Here is a 17,860-nt window from a genome sequence, read left to right on the forward strand (position 1 = left end):
TTTTTCAGAATCAGGCTGCGCGCTTGAGCTCTTTTTTAACCTTGTAGTGCTGCAGCGCAATAAAGAGCTCCGGGCGATTAAACAACAACCACTCTTTAAGATTTTCTGATTTTACATTACGACCCATAAAGCGAATGGCATTACAGACATATTCCGGCACCGGCGTTTTATTATAGAGAGACAAATAGATCATCAGACGGAACGAATGAAGTAAATAAGACTTTTCCAGCGAACTACGCCAGGCTGATTTAGGGAGCGAACTGGTTAACGTATTATAAGCATGCATAAAAGCGTCATAGCGCTGATAGAAAAACTCATTGCCTTTGGTACTGTTGGTCAGTGAACCACTGCGGATGCGCTGCTTATAATAGACCTGACGGCTGACCCATGCGTGCTGGCATTTCATAAACACGGAGAGCGTAAAGTTGTGGTCTTCATGAACCCGACGGACAAAGCGCAACTTATGCTGTTCAATGACGCTTTTTCTTAAGGCGTAATTCCAGACGGCAGAGGTATATCTGCCATTACGCAGCAGGCGCAGAAAGACCTCCTGTGGTTTCTGCTGGCCAAACTGGTCATGCTTCACTTTTGGCGAGGTGATATCAATGTGGCCATCTTCATAGACGCAGGAGTTAAAACAGAAAAGATCCGTTTCAGGATGCTTCTCCGCCACCATTGCCAGCTCAGTGACGAGGCCATCAACCACGACATCATCCGGGTCACAGAAAAAGAGAAACTGACCCTTTGCCAGTGCAATGCCGGTGTCCCGTGCATTGCCGAGGCCGCCATTTTCAATGGTGATCACTTTCACCTGAGAAAGGTGCGCATAATTCTGTTCAATTAAGGCTAATGTTCCATCAGTAGATCCATCATTCACAATGATTATTTCATTGGGCGCTTTAACCTGGCGTAATAACGAATCGACGCACTCTACAATATATTTCTCAACATTGTAGGTTGGAATAATAACGGATAACAGGATGTCAGACATATGCAATTCTCTGCTGTTAGAAAATGACAATACGATTCACCTGCCTGATGCAGGTTCTGACCAGAGGCGAAACGTCGAAAAGAGTAAGGCGCGATTATCATGATTGCTTTCATTGAGCCCGATTATCTTAAACCTGTAATGCGAAAAAAGACCAGCCGTAAAAATCATCTTAATGTTTCATGTGAGCATCACTCTTAACGAAAGTGCATCTATAGCCCGCAGTAATGTTAAAACCGTTGAGGATCGATTTAAATTAGCCCTGCAAAGCAGACGTAACCAGATTCAGAAATCTGTAAGCGAACATCTGAAACGATGAATAAGTTCAGCATTCCTTCATTATTATTACAGTTTGCTTTCTGCAATAAATCTTAATCTTTGGCAGAGGCTGCCGCAGATAAGCTGATTCTGTGCTGCTTCGCAGCGCTATTTTGTCAGCCGTTGCGCTTTATGGCCGCGCCACTCTCAGAAAAAATGATTAAGCAATCAGACGAAAGATATTTTTTCTGCTCAACCGACACATTTTGACGATCTCGTATCATGCCCCTTAATGAATTGTTCCGCTGCCAGCGCTTAATTTAAGAATTATCGGAAGCGGCGATGCTGACATCTGTCGCAACGCCTTCTATTTGCAGATTTCACCCTTACTTTGCCGGATAAATCATTTAAGCCCACTCCCCTGCTCTGACAGTATGAAGGCATAAGTTCTCAACATTTGATAATCAATAACTTTTAGTTATAAGGAGTGATGATGCGAGTTATTACGCTGGCAGGCAGCCCACGATTCCCCTCCCGCTCAACCTCACTGCTGACGTTGTGTCAGCACAAGCTGGAGGCGCGTGGTATTGAAGTCATTCCGTGGAATATTCACAACTTTCAGCCTGACGATTTAATCAATGCGCGTTTTGATGCACCTGCGCTTCTCGCCCTGCGTGACGATCTGGCTTCGGCTGATGGACTGATTATTGCGACACCTATCTATAAAGCGTCGTTTTCGGGTGCGCTGAAGACGCTGCTCGATCTGCTGCCTGAACGCGCACTGGAACACAAAGTCGTTTTACCGCTGGCCAGCGGCGGCAGTGCCGGTCATATGCTGGCGCTGGACTACGCCCTGAAGCCGGTGCTCAGCGCCTTAAAGGCGCAGGAGATCCTGCATGGTGTTTATGCCGAGGATCATCAGATCAGTCATTACGACCGTCAGCCCGAACTGCAGGATTCACTGTCACAGCGCCTGGATGAGGCCGTCTCCGCCTTCTGGCTGGCACTGACCCGTCACCACCACCCCGTTGCGCAAGCGGTATAAGGAAGCGATCGATGAAGCTGAGATTAGGAAAGTGGCTGGTGGCCGGACTTCTGCTGGCCGGCCTTCAGGTACAGGCCGCCGAATCCGATCCGTCTGAGATTCGCATCGGCTATCAGAAAGGTTCGGTCAGCATGGTGCTGGCGAAGTCACATCAGTTACTGGAGAAGCGTTTTCCCCATACCCGGATTAAGTGGATCGAGTTCCCTGCAGGTCCGCAAATGCTGGAAGCGCTGAATATCAACAGTATCGACCTGGGCAGTACCGGTGATCTTCCCCCGCTGTTTGCCCAGGCCGCGGGCGCGGATCTGCTCTATGTTGGCGCGGAGCCGCCAAAACCCAAAGCAGAAGTGATTCTGGTGCCAAAAAGCAGCCCGCTGAAACAGGTTGCGGATCTGAAAGGCAAGAAAGTGGCTTTCCAGAAAGGCTCCAGCTCTCACAACTTACTGCTGCGCGCCTTACAGCAGGCGGGTCTGACCTTTAAAGACATCACGCCGGTCTATCTCACCCCCGCCGATGCGCGCGCCGCCTTCCAGCAGGGTGACGTTGATGCCTGGGCAATCTGGGACCCCTACTATTCATCGGTGCTGCTGCAGGGGAATTCGCGCCTGCTGATTGATGGCAGCTCCCTTAACCTGACCGGCTCCTTCTATTTAGCGACGCGCAGCTACGCCGAGGCCCATGGCGCGTTTATTCAGCAGGTGCTCGACACCTTCAGCTCTGCTGACGCGCTGACAATCAGCCAGCGTCAGCAGAGCACCACGTTACTGGCACAGGCGATGGGCTTGCCCGAACCGGTTATCGCCAGCTACCTCAGCCATCGGCCACCCACCCGCATTTCGCCAGTCAGTGCCGAAACTGCCGCAGCTCAGCAGCGCACCGCTGACCTGTTCTATGCCAATCATCTCTTGCCAGTAAAAGTGACGATTCAGGATCGCATCTGGCATCCGCATACCGCGACGCAATAAGGAGCAACAATGAGCGTATCCATTTTCTGGTTCCTGCCGACGCATGGCGACGGCCACTATCTTGGTACCGCCGAAGGGGCGCGACCGGTTGATCACGCCTATCTGCAACAGGTGGCGCAGGCCGCTGACCGCCTCGGTTTTGGTGGCGTACTGATCCCGACCGGCCGCTCCTGTGAAGATGCCTGGCTGGTTGCCGCCTCGCTGATTCCGGTGACGCAGCGCCTGCGATTCCTGGTGGCGTTGCGTCCTGGGGTGATTTCACCAACCCAGGCAGCGCGTCAGGCCGCCACGCTGGACCGTCTTTCTAACGGACGTGCGCTGTTTAATCTGGTGACCGGCGGCGATCCGGAAGAGCTGGCGGGCGACGGTGTGTTCCTGGATCACCGCGAGCGTTACGCGGAATCCGCCGAGTTTACCCGCGTCTGGCGTCGGGTGCTGGAAGGCGAAACCGTCGATTATGAAGGCAAGCACGTGAAGGTTCGCGGTGCGCGTCTGATGTTTAAACCGGTGCAGCAGCCTCGTCCCCCGCTGTGGTTTGGCGGCTCTTCTGAACCCGCCCAGGAGCTGGCGGCCGAACAGGTCGATGTTTACCTCACCTGGGGCGAACCCCCTGCTCAGGTTAAAGAGAAGATTGATCAGGTGCGCGCGAAAGCGGCAGCCCAGGGACGCACCGTCCGGTTCGGCATCCGTCTGCATGTGATCGTGCGTGAAACCAATGAAGAGGCCTGGCAGGCCGCAGACAAACTGATTGCCAATGTGGATGACGCCACCATCGCGAAAGCGCAGGCGGCGTTCCAGCGGGCAGATTCTGTGGGGCAGCGCCGGATGGCCGCACTGCATGGCGGTCGCCGCGACAAGCTCGAAATCAGCCCTAACCTGTGGGCAGGCGTCGGCCTGGTGCGCAGCGGAGCCGGGACCGCGCTGGTCGGCGATGGTCCGACCGTAGCCGCACGCATCAAAGAGTATGAAGCGCTGGGCATTGAGACCTTCATCCTGTCGGGTTATCCGCACCTGGAAGAGGCTTATCGCGTCGGCGAACTGCTGTTCCCGCATCTTGACCTGCAGGTTCCACTGGTGCCCCAGCCGCGCGTGGTTCAGGCACACGGTGAAGCGGTAGCCAACGATTTTACCCCTGAGAAAAAAGTCGCCCGGGGCTGAGGAGAGCATGATGACCAGAACCCGAAAACGCCTTGCTGATAAGCTGGTGCCCTGGCTGCTGCCAACGCTGCTGGTGGTGGTGTGGCAGATTGCCTCGCAAACCGGCTGGTTGTCGACCCGTATTCTGCCCGCACCGGAGAAAATTGTGACCACCTTCTGGCAGCTGACCGCCAGTGGTGAACTCTGGCAGCACCTGGCGATCAGTAGCTGGCGGGCGCTGATCGGCTTCAGTATCGGCGGTTCTATCGGCCTGCTGCTCAGGCTGATTACCGGTACCTCCAGAACCGGTGAACGACTGCTGGATACCTCGGTACAGATGCTGCGCAATGTGCCGCATCTGGCGCTGATCCCGCTGGTAATCCTCTGGTTCGGTATTGATGAGTCCGCCAAGATCTTTCTGGTGGCGCTGGGGACGCTGTTCCCGATCTACCTGAATACTTATCACGGCATCCGCAACATCGATCGCGGGCTCGTTGAGATGGCGCGCAGCTATGGCCTTTCCGGCTGGAGCCTGTTTATCCAGGTGATCCTGCCCGGCGCGCTGCCCAATATCATGGTCGGCGTGCGTTTCGCGCTGGGCCTGATGTGGCTGACGCTGATTGTCGCAGAGACCATCTCTGCCAACGCGGGTATCGGCTATCTGGCCATGAACGCGCGTGAATTCCTGCAGACCGATGTGGTGGTGGTCGCCATTATTCTTTACGCCCTGCTCGGCAAACTGGCGGATGTCGCCGCGTTGTTGCTTGAACGTGTCTGGCTGCGCTGGCATCCCGCTTATCAACTGAAGGAGGAGAACGCATGAGTCAGACTCTCTCACCGGCGCGCCTTAACACCGGCACCCCGGTTGGCGTTAACGGCGTCAGCAAACAGTATGGCAGCCGCACCATTCTGAATAAGATTGACCTGCATATTCCCTCCGGTCAGTTTGTGGCGGTGGTGGGTCGCAGCGGCTGTGGCAAAAGCACGCTGCTGCGCCTGCTGGCCGGTCTCGAACAGAGCTCCAGCGGTGAACTGCTGGCAGGCAATGCGCCGCTGCAGTCGGCTCGTGAAGATACCCGCCTGATGTTTCAGGATGCGCGACTGCTGCCGTGGAAAAAAGTGATCGATAACGTCGGACTGGGTCTGCGCGGACGCGAATGGCGCAGCGCAGCGCTGGATGCGCTGGCGGCGGTAGGCCTCGCCGATCGGGCTGATGAGTGGCCAGCCGCCCTCTCCGGCGGCCAGAAACAGCGCGTCGCACTGGCCAGGGCGCTGATCCACCGGCCCGGTTTACTGCTGCTGGATGAACCGCTGGGGGCGCTGGATGCCCTGACACGCATTGAAATGCAGGGATTGATTGAGTCACTGTGGCAGCAGCATCACTTTACCGTGCTGCTGGTTACGCATGATGTCAGTGAAGCGGTGGTGATGGCAGATCGCGTGCTGTTGATCGAAGAGGGTCAAATCGGGCTGGATCTGCTGGTGGATCTGCCCCGTCCCCGCCGCCGCGGATCGGCGCGGCTGGCCGAGCTGGAAGCGGAGGTTCTGGATCGGGTCATGCAGCGTACGGAACGACCCCAGCCGGTTCGTTACGCGCAGCAGCGCTAAAAAAGGGGAGTGTCTCAGACGCTCCCCTTTTTAATTATCAGGCGTTCAGTGCCCGGGTAATTTTCTCGTAGAGGTCGCCAGAGAGTTTATCCAGCTCCAGCAGCTGCTCCAGCGCCTGGCGCATCATCGCCTGACGGCCTTCGTCATAACGTTTCAGGCGAATCAGCGGCTCCACCATCCGCGCCGCAACCTGCGGATTGCGGGTGTTGAGGTCGGTAAGCATCTCCACCAGGAACTTGTACCCGCTGCCATCTTTAGCATGGAAGGCGGCCGGGTTAGCCGAGGCAAAGGCACCCACCAGCGAGCGAACACGGTTCGGATTACTCATGGTGAAGGAGCGATGATTCAGAAGCTGACGCACATTGCGCATCACGTTAGCGGCCGGACTGGTCGCCTGCAGCACAAACCATTTGTCCATCACCAGACCATCCTGATGCCAGCGCTCATCGTAAGCTGCCAGCAGCGCATCACGGCACGGTAACTGTGCCGCAACAGCAGCAGAAAGCGCCGCCAGCGCATCGGTCATGTTGGTCGCCTGGTGATACTGGGTCTGCACCAGTTTATCCGCCAGCTGCGCATCGCTGAAGGCGAGATAGGTCAGGCAGATATTTTTCAGGCTGCGCTGACCAATCGCGTCATGCTCCACGCGGTATTCAGGCTGCTGATTGGCGTTGTAGATCGCAAAAAACTCATCGGCCAGTTCGCGTGCCAGCGTGCGTTGCAGCGCGTCACGCACCAGCGCAATCGCCTGCGGATCGATAGTATCAAACAGCTCGGCAATCTCATTTTCCGACGGCAGCGTCAGGATCAGCGCGGTCAGCGCCGGGTCGCAGTCGGTATCCAGCAGCACCGCGCGGAAGGCGTCGGCGACATGCAGCGGTAGTGACAGATGCTGGCCCTGCTGATAGCGGGCGACATTCAGACGGATATAGGTCGCCAGCAGGCTCTGAGCCGCATCCCAGCGGGAGAAGTCGTTGCGTGCATGACGCATCAGGAAGGTGAGCTGAGCATCACTCCATTTGTAATCAAGCTTCACCGGGGCAGAGAATTCGCGCAGCAGCGACGGCACCGGCTGGAAGTAGACGTTATCGAAAATAAAGGTCTGGAACTCCTCGGTAACATTCAGCACATGATGTACCGGATGACCATTATTCTGCAGCGGGATCACCTTGCCTTCGCCATCATAGAGTTCAATATCCAGCGGGATATGCAGCGGCAGCTTCTCTTTCTGATCGGCAGTCGCAGGCGTGTGCTGCGTGACGTGCAGCGTATACTGTTCCAGCTCCGGGTTGTAATCGTCGCGCACCGTCAGCACCGGCGTACCGGACTGGCTGTACCAGCGGCGGAACTGCGACAGGTCAACATTTGAAGCATCTTCCATCGCCTGAACAAAATCATCGCAGGTGGCGGCGCTACCGTCGTGGCGATCAAAATAGAGCTTCATGCCCTTCTGGAAGTTCTCTTCACCCAGCAGGGTGTGCATCATACGGATCACTTCTGACCCTTTTTCATACACCGTCAGGGTGTAGAAGTTGTTCATCTCGATGACCTGATCCGGACGGATCGGGTGTGCCATCGGGCTGGCATCTTCGGCGAACTGCGCACCGCGTACGATACGCACGTTATCAATGCGATTCACCGCGCGTGAACCCAGATCAGAGCTGAACTCCTGATCGCGGAACACCGTCAGCCCCTCTTTCAGGCTGAGCTGGAACCAGTCGCGGCAGGTCACACGGTTACCGGTCCAGTTATGGAAATATTCGTGACCGATAACCGCTTCAATGCCCAGGTAATCTTTGTCCGTCGCCGTTTCCGCTTTAGCCAGCACATATTTGGCATTGAAGACGTTAAGGCCTTTGTTCTCCATGGCGCCCATGTTGAAGAAGTCCACCGCCACGATCATAAAGATGTCGAGGTCATACTCCAGACCGAAACGCTCTTCATCCCACTTCATGCTGTTTTTCAGCGACGTCATCGCCCAGTCGGCACGGTCGAGGTTACCGCGATCGACGAAGATCTCCAGCGCCACATCACGTCCTGAACGGGTAGTGAAGCTGTCGCGCAGCACGTCGAAATCGCCCGCCACCAGCGCAAACAGGTAGCAGGGTTTCGGGAACGGATCCTGCCACTTCACCCAGCTGCGACCCTGCTCATCCCGGCCGCTGTCAATCCGGTTACCGTTGGAGAGCAGGAATGGATAACGCTCACCGTCGGCATAAATGGTGGTGGTAAAGCGCGCCAGCACGTCGGGGCGATCGAGATACCAGGTAATATGACGGAAGCCTTCAGCCTCACATTGGGTGCAGAGCGCCTCGCCCGATTTGTACAGCCCTTCCAGCGCGGTGTTCTGGTCCGGGTGAATATCGTTAATAATTTTCAGGGTGAAGCTTTCCGGCAGCTGGCTGATGACCAGTGCGCCCTCTTCTTCACGGAAGGCCGTCCAGGCTTGCCCGTCGACCTCCAGCGCAATCAGCGTTAACGCTTCGCCGTCCAGTCGCAGCTCAGCCTGGCTGTCGCCCAGTCGTTTAACCTGGCTGATGGCCGTTACGCGGGTGGTGGACGCATCCAGTTCAAAAGTTAAATCGATATCGGTGATGGTGTACTCAGGCGCACGGTAGTCGTGGCGATACTTGATTTGGGGCTGTTGCGTCATATTGCGTCTCGCGTTGTTATAAGTTTACCGGCAAAGTCTAAGCTTGTTACTACAAGCTTGCCACGCACAATGCACCTAAAGGGTGAAATGGCTACACTTTGTTAACAATGGCACAGATTGGCCTCGACCCGCCCGTCTGAAATATGCTGTGATCGGCTTCAGATAGTGAATTATACTTTTGCGTCTTTATGACTGTGTACAACACCGGGCTCTGCGCCACCGAACAGGATGCTGAAACGCGCCATGACAGGACATGCTTCCCCGATACTGACCTCGCTGCTGGATACGGACGCCTATAAGCTCCATATGCAGCAGGCCGTTTTCCACCGCTATCATGACATAACGGTGGCGGCGGAGTTTCGCTGCCGCGGCGACGAACTGCTGGGTCTCTACGCTGACGAAATTCGTGACGCGATAACCGCAATGCAACACCTGGCGCTGACTGATGATGAAGCGACCTGGTTGTCTCACCTTCCCTTCTTCCGGCAGGATTACCTCAGCTGGTTACGCCAGTTCCGCTATAACCCGGATCAGGTTGAGGTGCGCAATCACCATGGCAAGCTGGAACTCCGTATTCAGGGGCCGTGGCGAGAAGTGATCATGTGGGAGGTGCCGCTGCTGGCGCTGATCAGTGAGATTGTGCATCGTCATCGCACGCCGCAGGTCACTACTCAGCAGGCACTTGACCACTTACATCAGAAACTCGGCGACTTTAAAGCCCAGGTGGCTGACCTTGATATGTCACGCTTCCGCCTGATGGATTTTGGCACCCGTCGTCGCTATTCGCAGGATGTGCAGCAGTCGATCGTCTCAACGCTGAAACAGGATTTTCCGTGGCTGATTGGCACCAGTAATTATGATCTGGCGCGCCGTCTGTCACTGACGCCGGTGGGAACACAGGCGCACGAGTGGTTCCAGGCCTTCCAGCAGATCAGTCCGGTACTGGCCAACAGCCAGCGCGCGGCGCTGCAGGCGTGGCTGGATGAGTATGACGATAAGCTGGGCATCGCCCTGACCGATTGCATTGCCATGGACGCCTTTCTGCGCGATTTCGGTCCGGTGTTTGCCCGCCGCTACCAGGGACTGCGCCACGACTCCGGCGATCCGGTCGAATGGGGCGAGAAAGCGCTCGCCCACTACCAGAAGCTGGGTATCGATCCGCAAAGCAAACACCTGGTCTTTTCTGACAACCTGAATCTCGACAAAGCGCTGGCGCTTTACCGCCACTTTGGCCAGCGGACGAACGTCGTGTTCGGCATCGGAACCCGCCTCACCTGCGATATTCCGGGCGTGACGCCACTGAACATCGTTATCAAACTGGTGCAGTGCAATGGCAAGCCGGTGGCGAAACTCTCAGACAGCCCGGGCAAAACCATCTGCCAGGATAAAGCCTTTGTCAGGGCCCTGCGTAAAGCTTTTGATCTGCCGCTGGTGAAAAAAGCGAGTTAATCCTCTTCTTATCGGGGCGTTGATACGCCCCGCCTCTGCTGTAATAAATCTGCTTTCCCCCTGAATTTTGCTTGTTTCCTGAAGACTCGCAAGTAACATAGCAAAACCCCGGATGGGGCAACTTTTTTACTCACTTCTTCTATATAGAGAGATATTTATGAGCGTAGTGCCTGTAGCGGACGTACTGCACGGTCGCGTCGCGGTTGACAGTGAAGTCACCGTACGTGGTTGGGTGCGTACCCGAAGAGATTCCAAAGCCGGTCTTTCCTTCATCGCTGTCTATGACGGCTCCTGCTTTAATCCCGTTCAGGCTGTCGTCAATAATTCTCTGAATAATTATCAGGATGAAGTGCTGCGTCTGACTACGGGCTGTTCCGTTATCGTCACCGGTAAAGTGGTGGCCTCGCCGGGTCAGGGCCAGGCGTTTGAGATTCAGGCGACCAGCCTGGAAGTCGTGGGCTGGGTGGAAGATCCCGACAGCTATCCGATGGCGGCGAAACGCCACAGTATCGAGTACCTGCGCGAAGTAGCTCACCTGCGTCCGCGCACCAACCTGATTGGCGCGGTCGCCCGCGTTCGCCACACCCTGGCGCAGGCGCTGCATCGCTTCTTCCATGAAAATGGCTATTTCTGGGTCTCGACTCCGCTGATTACCGCCTCCGATACCGAAGGTGCCGGCGAAATGTTCCGTGTCTCTACGCTGGATATGGAAAACCTGCCGCGTAACGATCAGGGCAAAGTTGACTTCAGCGAAGATTTCTTTGGTAAAGAGGCGTTCCTGACCGTTTCAGGTCAGCTGAATGGCGAAACCTATGCCAGCGCCCTGTCGAAGATCTACACCTTCGGTCCGACGTTCCGCGCAGAGAACTCCAACACCAGCCGCCATCTGGCGGAATTCTGGATGCTGGAGCCGGAAATCGCCTTTGCCTCACTGGATGATGCCGCTGCACTGGCCGAATCAATGCTGAAGTATGTCTTCAACGCGGTGCTGGAAGAGCGTGCCGATGACATGGCCTTCTTTGCTGAGCGGGTAGATAAAGAGGCGGTTGAGCGTCTGCAGCGTTTCATCACCACCGATTTCGCGCAGGTGGATTACACCGATGCGGTTGAGATCCTGATGAACTGCGGTCAGACCTTCGAAAACCCGGTTTCCTGGGGTATTGACCTCTCATCTGAGCATGAGCGTTACCTGGCCGAGAAACATTTTAAAGCGCCGGTGGTGGTGAAAAACTATCCGAAAGACATTAAAGCGTTCTATATGCGCCTGAATGACGATGGCAAAACCGTGGCGGCGATGGATGTTCTGGCGCCAGGCATTGGTGAGATCATTGGCGGTTCACAGCGTGAAGAACGTCTGGATGTCCTGGATGCGCGTCTGGAAGAAATGGGTCTGAATAAAGAAGACTACTGGTGGTATCGTGACTTGCGTCGCTACGGTACCGTGCCACATTCTGGCTTTGGATTAGGCTTTGAACGTTTAATCGCCTATGTCACCGGCGTACAAAATGTCAGGGACGTAATCCCCTTCCCGCGCACCCCACGCAACGCGAGTTTCTGATATTCGGCATTAAATATAAGAAATTCATATATATAACGAGGTCGGCACTGCCGGCCTTTTTTTATTTTTGTAAATTTTGAGTTCTCTCACAAAGTTCCGTGTTTTTTACATTTTGTAATACATATTTTCTTACTGAAACAAGATTACGAGTTTAGTAGCATTTAAGCGCTAGAATTACGGCGGGTGGGATGGAAAGATGCGTGCAGACACAGGAAGACACCAAACTTCGTTCAGGGTTCCCGTAAAGGTTTCTTGACGGCAGTGGCAGGTGTACAAATAACTCCAATGAGGGTAATGAATAATGATGAAGCGCAATATTCTTGCAGTGGTTATCCCTGCTCTGTTAGTAGCTGGCGCAGCAAACGCTGCAGAAATCTATAACAAAGACGGCAACAAACTGGACCTGTACGGTAAAGTGGATGCGCGTCACCAATTCTCTGATAGCGCTGGTGATGATGGCGATCAGACTTATGTGCGCTTCGGCTTCAAAGGCGAAACCCAGATTAATGACCAGCTGACCGGTTACGGCCAGTGGGAATACAACATTCAGGCGAACAAATCTGAAGGTGATGACGCACGGGACGGCACCAAAACCCGTCTGGGCTTCGCGGGTCTGAAATTCGGCGATGCCGGTTCAATCGACTACGGCCGTAACTACGGTTTGGTTTACGATGCAATCGGCTGGACCGATATGCTGCCAGTATTTGGTGGTGACTGGGGCGGCTCAGACAGCTTTATGAACGGTCGTAGCACCGGCCTGCTGACCTACCGCAACACCAACTTCTTCGGCCTGGTTGATGGCTGGGACTTTGCTGCTCAGTATCAGGGTAAAAACGAACGTACCGCAATCGATCGTGCTAACGGTGACGGCTATGCATTCTCAACTTCATATACCTTACCAATTGGTGTAGGCATTGTTGGTGCGTATAGCAGCAGCGACCGTACAAATTCGCAGGCAGCGGGTGTTGCTGTGAATGGTAACGTAGTTGGTCAGGGCAAACGTGCTGAGAACTGGGCAACCGCGCTGAAATATGATGCGAACAACGTTTACCTGGCAGCGCTGTACGGTGAGGGCCGTAACTCTTCCGTTATCGGCATCCCTGTAGCTAACACTACCGACTCAGTGACTGCATTTGCCAATAAGAGCCAGACTATTGAATTAGTTGCTCAATACCAGTTCGACTTCGGTCTGCGTCCATCCGTTGCATACGTGCAGCAGAAAGGCAAAGATATCGAAGGTATCGGCGATGCTGACCTGTACAAATACATCGACGTTGGCGCGACTTACTACTTCAACAAAAACATGTCTACCTATGTTGATTACAAAATCAACCAGCTGGATGACAACAACCCACTGAATCTGAACACAGACGACATTGTTGGTGTAGGCCTGGTTTACCAGTTCTAATTCCGCTTTAAACATGTTTAAAAACGGGGCTAAGTCCCCGTTTTTTTATGGCTGCTATTCCCAACAGGTGCGTTTTTCCCCGCGCCGTTACCCCGCTTTAATCACTGCATTCCCCCGTCGCGCAATCCGCCCTGCAAAATGTATGAATTTGTCTCGCAAACGGTTGGCATTTGTCTGGCCGGACGCTAACCTGAGAGCTCTTTTCGCTAAAGTTCACGCTAATGGACCTGACACATGTTTGAATCGATCTCTGCTGCACCCGCCGATCCTATTCTTGGGCTGGCCGATCTGTTTCGTGCTGACGACCGCCCGGAAAAAATCAATCTGGGCATTGGCGTCTATAAAGACGAAACCGGCAAGACCCCGGTGCTGACCAGTGTTAAAAAAGCTGAGCAATATCTGCTGGAAAATGAAACCACCAAAAACTATCTCAGTATTGATGGTCTGGCTGATTTCGCCCGTTGCACACAGGCCCTGCTGTTCGGCAACCAGAGCCCGCTAATCACCGCTGGCCGCGCTCGCACGGCTCAGACACCGGGTGGTACAGGCGCGCTACGCGTTGCAGCCGATTTCCTCGCCACGCAAACATCGGTGAAGCGGGTCTGGATCAGCAATCCAAGCTGGCCGAATCACAACAATGTGTTTAACGCTGCCGGTCTTGAAGTCTGTGAATACCACTATTATGACGCTGCAAACCATACGCTCGATTTCGATGGTATGCTGGCGTCACTTAAACAGGTTCAGCCAGGCGACGTGGTGCTGTTCCACGGCTGCTGCCATAACCCGACCGGTATCGACCCGACCGCTGAGCAGTGGCAACAGCTGGCGGAGCTGTCACAGGCCAACGGCTGGCTGCCGTTGTTTGACTTCGCTTACCAGGGTTTTGCCCGTGGTCTGGAGGAAGATGCAGAAGGCCTGCGTATTTTTGCCGCCTCGCATCAGGAACTGATCGTCGCCAGCTCTTACTCCAAGAATTTCGGCCTGTATAACGAGCGTGTCGGTGCCATCACGCTGGTTGCCGCCGATGCGAGCGTGGCTGATACCGCGTTCAGTCAGGTGAAGTACACCATTCGCGCGAACTACTCCAATCCGCCGGCACATGGCGCCGCCATCGTCGCCACCATTCTGGGCAACGATACCCTGCGTACCATCTGGGAGCAGGAGCTGTCGGACATGCGTCAGCGCATTCAGCGCATGCGCCAGCTCTTCGTAAACACGCTGGCGGAGAAAGGCGCACAGCGCGACTTCAGCTTTATTATTAAGCAGAACGGCATGTTCTCGTTCAGTGGCTTAACCAAAGAGCAGGTCATTCGCCTGCGTGAAGAGTTTAGCGTCTACGCGGTGAACTCAGGGCGTGTGAATGTGGCGGGCATGACGCCAGACAATATGTCGGCGCTGTGCGAAGCCATTGTCGCCGTGCTGTAAGCAGGATGACCGAATTGAAAAATGGGCCTGCTGGCCCATTTTTTATTGCAGGAAAGGATTGCTGATGCGTTCATGCCCCAGCGTAGAAATCGGGCCGTGACCGGGCAGAAAAGTGACATCATCGCCCAGCGGCAGCAGTTTCATGCGGATAGCATTGATTAACTGCTGATGATCGCCCTGCGGGAAGTCTGTGCGTCCCACACCACCATTAAAAATCACGTCACCTGAAATCAGTAACCGTCCTGGGCGATCGAAGAACACCACGTGGCCAGGCGAATGGCCCGGACAGTGCAGGACTTCCAGCGTGGTCAGCCCTACCTGTACGCTCTCCCCCTCTTCCAGCCAGCGATCGGGGGTAAAAGGCGCGCATTCATCAAGTCCGAACATCCGGCTCTGGGTAGGCAACGCCTCCAGCCAGAATGCATCACGCTTTTGCGGTCCGATAATCGGAATCTGCCAGAAGGCAGCCAGCTCGACGGCAGCCCCGACGTGATCAAGGTGCCCATGGGTCAGCAGAATCCGGGAAGGTTTAAGCTGGCGTTGTTCCAGCGTCTCTTTGATCAGATCGGCATCGCCGCCTGGATCAACCAGCGCGGCTTCACGAGTGGACTCGCACCAGATAACTGAACAGTTCTGGGCAAACGCGGTAACAGGAATAATGTGGTAATTCATAACGCTCCATGACCGGCTCACGCAGCGTTGCCGGTGTCATTACCAGTGCCTGATCGGCCCGGTATCAATATGTACAAAGTTACTGCGGGGATAATATCCTACACCACCCGCACGCAGAGATAACGCCGCTTTGCGTACATTGGCCAGAGAAACTCCTTCGATATGGAAATCCATTGCCTGGCCTTTGGTATGATAGCTGTGCTTTGCCACCCCAGGACCGCTCTCACGTAACATGTTGTTGGTTGCCAGTGAACGGTAGCCCGAAACCAGCTGTATCGGTTTACGCATTCCCAGCAGCGCCTGCAGGCGGAAGATTTGATCAAACAGGTGCGGATCGATGCTTTTCACTTTATTGGCGCGATAGTCACGGAAAAAGTGATTTAATCGTGACAACTCATCCTTGTCGTAACTCTTACCATTAAAAAACTCAGTTTTAAGGGTTTCACCGGTATGAAGATTATTAAGCATCAATACACGCGGGCGAGAGGTAGAAAGCGAGGCCCTTGCAGAAGCGGGTAATAATGCCAGACCGGCGGCGGCGCTACCGCACAGCAGTAGTTTGCGACGAAAAGAATCAATAGTAGACATGTAACGATTTACCTGAGAGTGAAGCCATAGAAATGTGCAAAAAGCGCACAGCCCGAACCATAACTTTCTCTCAGTAGAGCGTCAACCCATCTGCAACCTGTTTGCGTGGCGATCCCTGCAGGAATCGCCATTTGATAACATTTTTCTGAATAACCGGCCCGCCGCTAACGATTTAAAATCAATCACTAGAGCAGCAATTGCTCAGCCCGACTCAAAGCCTGGCTGCCCGAACGCGCGGTGTCATCATAATTGTAAATATCTGTGCGGAACTGTGGTTTGCCATCATCAGCTACCCACGCCGTCAGATAATAGAGATTGACCGGAATACGATGCCGAATGGGCACGTAGCGGGTGTCACCCTCTTTTAACGTACTGGAGATGCGGGCATCGTTCCAGCCCGCGTCCTGCAGTAATAAGCCCGCCAGTTCGGACGCTTTATTTACCCGGACGCAGCCTGAGCTGAGCGCGCGGATATCCCGCTGGAACAGGTTGTGGTTCGGCGTGTCGTGCAGATAGATCGCATCTGAGCTGGGCATATTAAATTTATAGCGGCCCAGCGCATTCGCCACACCCGGTGCCTGAATCAACCGATAGGGGAACGATGAAGCGGTGACCATGCGCCAGTCGATCATGCTGGGGTCGATCACTTCAGCGTCAGCGCTCCAGCCCGACAGCAGGGTATAGCCATGCTTATAGAGATAGGTCGGATCCTGCTTCACTTTAGGAATGATATCTTTACGCACCAGCGTGGTTGGCACATTCCACGGCGGGTTCAGCACCACATTATTGAGCGCGCTGCGCATCAACGGCGTTTTGCGATCCGGACGCCCGACGATGACCCGTGATGAGAGGATCTTGTTGCCGTTGTTGTAATAAATCAGCGAGTAGTTGGCGATGTTCACCATTATGCCGTTGTGCATATCGTCCGGCAGCAGGCGCAGTCGCTGAATGTTCAGCGCCAGCAACGAAGCACGCATCTGCGGAGAGACGTTAAGCCACTGCCGCGTTCTGGCACCGATAGCACCGTCGCCATCCAGTCCCTGCCACTGCTGGAAACGCTTCACACCCGCCACCAGCGTCTCGTCATAGACATTGGCGGTGTTCCCTTCCAGCGTCTGACTCTGAACGTTACCCGGCGATTGCAGTGAAGGCGCAGACAGATCGGTGACTGGCGCGGCAGAAGGGCTGACCGCAACCGGCTGGTCGCTGTGGGTCACTGGTGAGGCGGCCACCGGCACCGCATCGTCATCCGGTGCAGGTGCATTAACCTGCGCCGTTAACATGCCGCTGCGCTGCAGGATTTCACGCAGCGCCGGCACATCGTCACTGACCTGTCCCGGACGCAGCGTTTCACTGCTTTTCAGCTGCGGCCAGGGCTGCTTATCGCCTAGCAGGGTTTTCAGCGCGGCGTGCATCGGCTGATACTGCGGGTGCTGCGGCTGCAGTGACGCAATAAACGTGTTGCCCGATCCTGCATTGACCGCGTTCTGCCACTGATTCACGACCGCCACCGACGGCTGTGTCAGCCGGTAGGGAACATTGCTGTAAAGCCAGGTTTCACCCTGCGTCGGCACATTAGAAACAAATTGCAGATAGCCCAGCATCGCATCGGACAGCGCGACATCCCGGGCAAAGCCGGTGATCGCCGGGTTAGTCAGACGCTCAATCCAGCGCGTGAACTGTGGCTGAACACCGGAAAGTGCCACTTCAGCCAGCTGCTGCTGAAATTTTTGTATCGCCTGGGGATCCTGCCAGAGCGGTTGCATATGGCGGGATGCATAGAGCGTCGCCAGCGGTGCCAGATAAAACGGCTGATCGGCGCTGGAAAACGCCTGCCGGATGCGTTGCTGACTTTCGGAGACGGAGGTGACCGCCTGCGTTGTCCCGGGCAAAGCGGCGATAACAGCGGCCTGCGGTAGCGTAAATGGAACAACGGTTAGCGCCAGCGCTAACAATGATAGAACGCGATGATGATTTAATTTTTTTACCAGCAACATCCCTGCCCCCTTGTTTTTCAACTTCGCAGTGTTCCCTGTATCCACTGCGACCGCGCCATGACTCATCATGTGAGTATACAAACAAAAACGGCATTTGCCTCATGCGACA

Annotated in this window: 14 protein-coding genes; 9 read left to right on the plus strand and 5 right to left on the minus strand. The window is 54.9% G+C overall.

Going from position 1 to position 17,860, the window contains the following annotated elements:
* Positions 1-10 precede the first annotated feature (10 nt).
* Positions 11-991 (minus strand): glycosyltransferase, encoded by a 981-nt coding sequence (locus HFD94_RS00510; protein ID WP_052270875.1) that lies wholly within the window; start codon positions 989-991, stop codon positions 11-13.
* 748 nt (positions 992-1,739) lie between these two features.
* On the opposite strand from HFD94_RS00510, the gene ssuE reads away from it, so the two are divergent.
* From ssuE to ssuB, 5 genes are read left to right on the plus strand one after another with little or no spacing between them, the layout of a single operon-like run.
* Entirely contained in the window at positions 1,740-2,291 is a 552-nt protein-coding gene (gene ssuE, locus HFD94_RS00515; protein WP_045140577.1) for an NADPH-dependent FMN reductase, read from the plus strand.
* A gap of 11 nt (positions 2,292-2,302) precedes the next feature.
* Positions 2,303-3,256, plus strand: a complete 954-nt coding sequence (locus HFD94_RS00520; protein ID WP_122889040.1) for a sulfonate ABC transporter substrate-binding protein — start codon at positions 2,303-2,305, stop codon at positions 3,254-3,256.
* 9 nt (positions 3,257-3,265) lie between these two features.
* Positions 3,266-4,414, plus strand: coding sequence for an FMNH2-dependent alkanesulfonate monooxygenase (gene ssuD, locus HFD94_RS00525; protein ID WP_022625932.1), 1,149 nt, complete (start codon positions 3,266-3,268; stop codon positions 4,412-4,414).
* A gap of 10 nt (positions 4,415-4,424) precedes the next feature.
* Positions 4,425-5,216 (plus strand): aliphatic sulfonate ABC transporter permease SsuC, encoded by a 792-nt coding sequence (ssuC, locus tag HFD94_RS00530; protein ID WP_167432748.1) that lies wholly within the window; start codon positions 4,425-4,427, stop codon positions 5,214-5,216.
* Positions 5,213-6,001 carry an aliphatic sulfonates ABC transporter ATP-binding protein gene (ssuB, locus tag HFD94_RS00535; RefSeq protein WP_010254985.1) on the plus strand — a complete coding sequence of 263 codons (789 nt, stop codon included), beginning with the start codon at positions 5,213-5,215 and terminating at the stop codon, positions 5,999-6,001. Before ssuC ends, ssuB begins: the two co-directional genes overlap by 4 nt.
* 37 nt (positions 6,002-6,038) lie before the next feature.
* On the opposite strand, the gene pepN is transcribed toward ssuB, so the two are convergent.
* On the minus strand, positions 6,039-8,654 hold the full coding sequence (gene pepN, locus HFD94_RS00540; protein ID WP_033766848.1) for an aminopeptidase N: 2,616 nt from the start codon (positions 8,652-8,654) through the stop codon (positions 6,039-6,041).
* A 243-nt stretch (positions 8,655-8,897) separates the two neighbouring features.
* Here pepN and pncB point away from each other — a divergent pair, with 243 nt between their 5' ends.
* The 4 genes from pncB (at position 8,898) to HFD94_RS00560 (ending at position 14,494) form a co-directional block, all read left to right on the plus strand.
* The gene (pncB, locus tag HFD94_RS00545) at positions 8,898-10,103 is read left to right on the plus strand and encodes a nicotinate phosphoribosyltransferase (RefSeq protein ID WP_010254983.1); all 1,206 of its coding nucleotides are present in this window, start codon (positions 8,898-8,900) and stop codon (positions 10,101-10,103) included.
* Between the two features lie 157 nt (positions 10,104-10,260).
* Positions 10,261-11,661, plus strand: a complete 1,401-nt coding sequence (asnS, locus tag HFD94_RS00550) for an asparagine--tRNA ligase (protein ID WP_010254981.1) — start codon at positions 10,261-10,263, stop codon at positions 11,659-11,661.
* A 301-nt stretch (positions 11,662-11,962) separates the two neighbouring features.
* Positions 11,963-13,069 carry a porin OmpC gene (ompC, locus tag HFD94_RS00555; protein WP_061901610.1) on the plus strand — a complete coding sequence of 369 codons (1,107 nt, stop codon included), beginning with the start codon at positions 11,963-11,965 and terminating at the stop codon, positions 13,067-13,069.
* A 234-nt stretch (positions 13,070-13,303) separates the two neighbouring features.
* Entirely contained in the window at positions 13,304-14,494 is a 1,191-nt protein-coding gene (locus HFD94_RS00560; RefSeq protein ID WP_122889042.1) for an amino acid aminotransferase, read from the plus strand.
* Positions 14,495-14,536: 42 nt separating this feature from the next.
* Here HFD94_RS00560 and HFD94_RS00565 read toward each other — a convergent pair whose 3' ends face one another.
* The 3 genes from HFD94_RS00565 to ldtD form a co-directional block, all read right to left on the minus strand.
* Entirely contained in the window at positions 14,537-15,166 is a 630-nt protein-coding gene (locus HFD94_RS00565) for an MBL fold metallo-hydrolase (protein ID WP_167432700.1), read from the minus strand.
* Between the two features lie 39 nt (positions 15,167-15,205).
* On the minus strand, positions 15,206-15,754 hold the full coding sequence (locus tag HFD94_RS00570) for a YcbK family protein (RefSeq protein WP_010254972.1): 549 nt from the start codon (positions 15,752-15,754) through the stop codon (positions 15,206-15,208).
* Between the two features lie 185 nt (positions 15,755-15,939).
* Positions 15,940-17,751, minus strand: coding sequence for a L,D-transpeptidase (gene ldtD, locus HFD94_RS00575; protein WP_045140579.1), 1,812 nt, complete (start codon positions 17,749-17,751; stop codon positions 15,940-15,942).
* Between the last annotated feature and the right edge of the window lie 109 nt (positions 17,752-17,860).

Origin of the sequence: Pantoea sp. EKM20T, assembly GCF_011800485.1 — a bacterium.
GTDB classification, from domain to species: Bacteria; Pseudomonadota; Gammaproteobacteria; order Enterobacterales; family Enterobacteriaceae; genus Pantoea; species Pantoea agglomerans.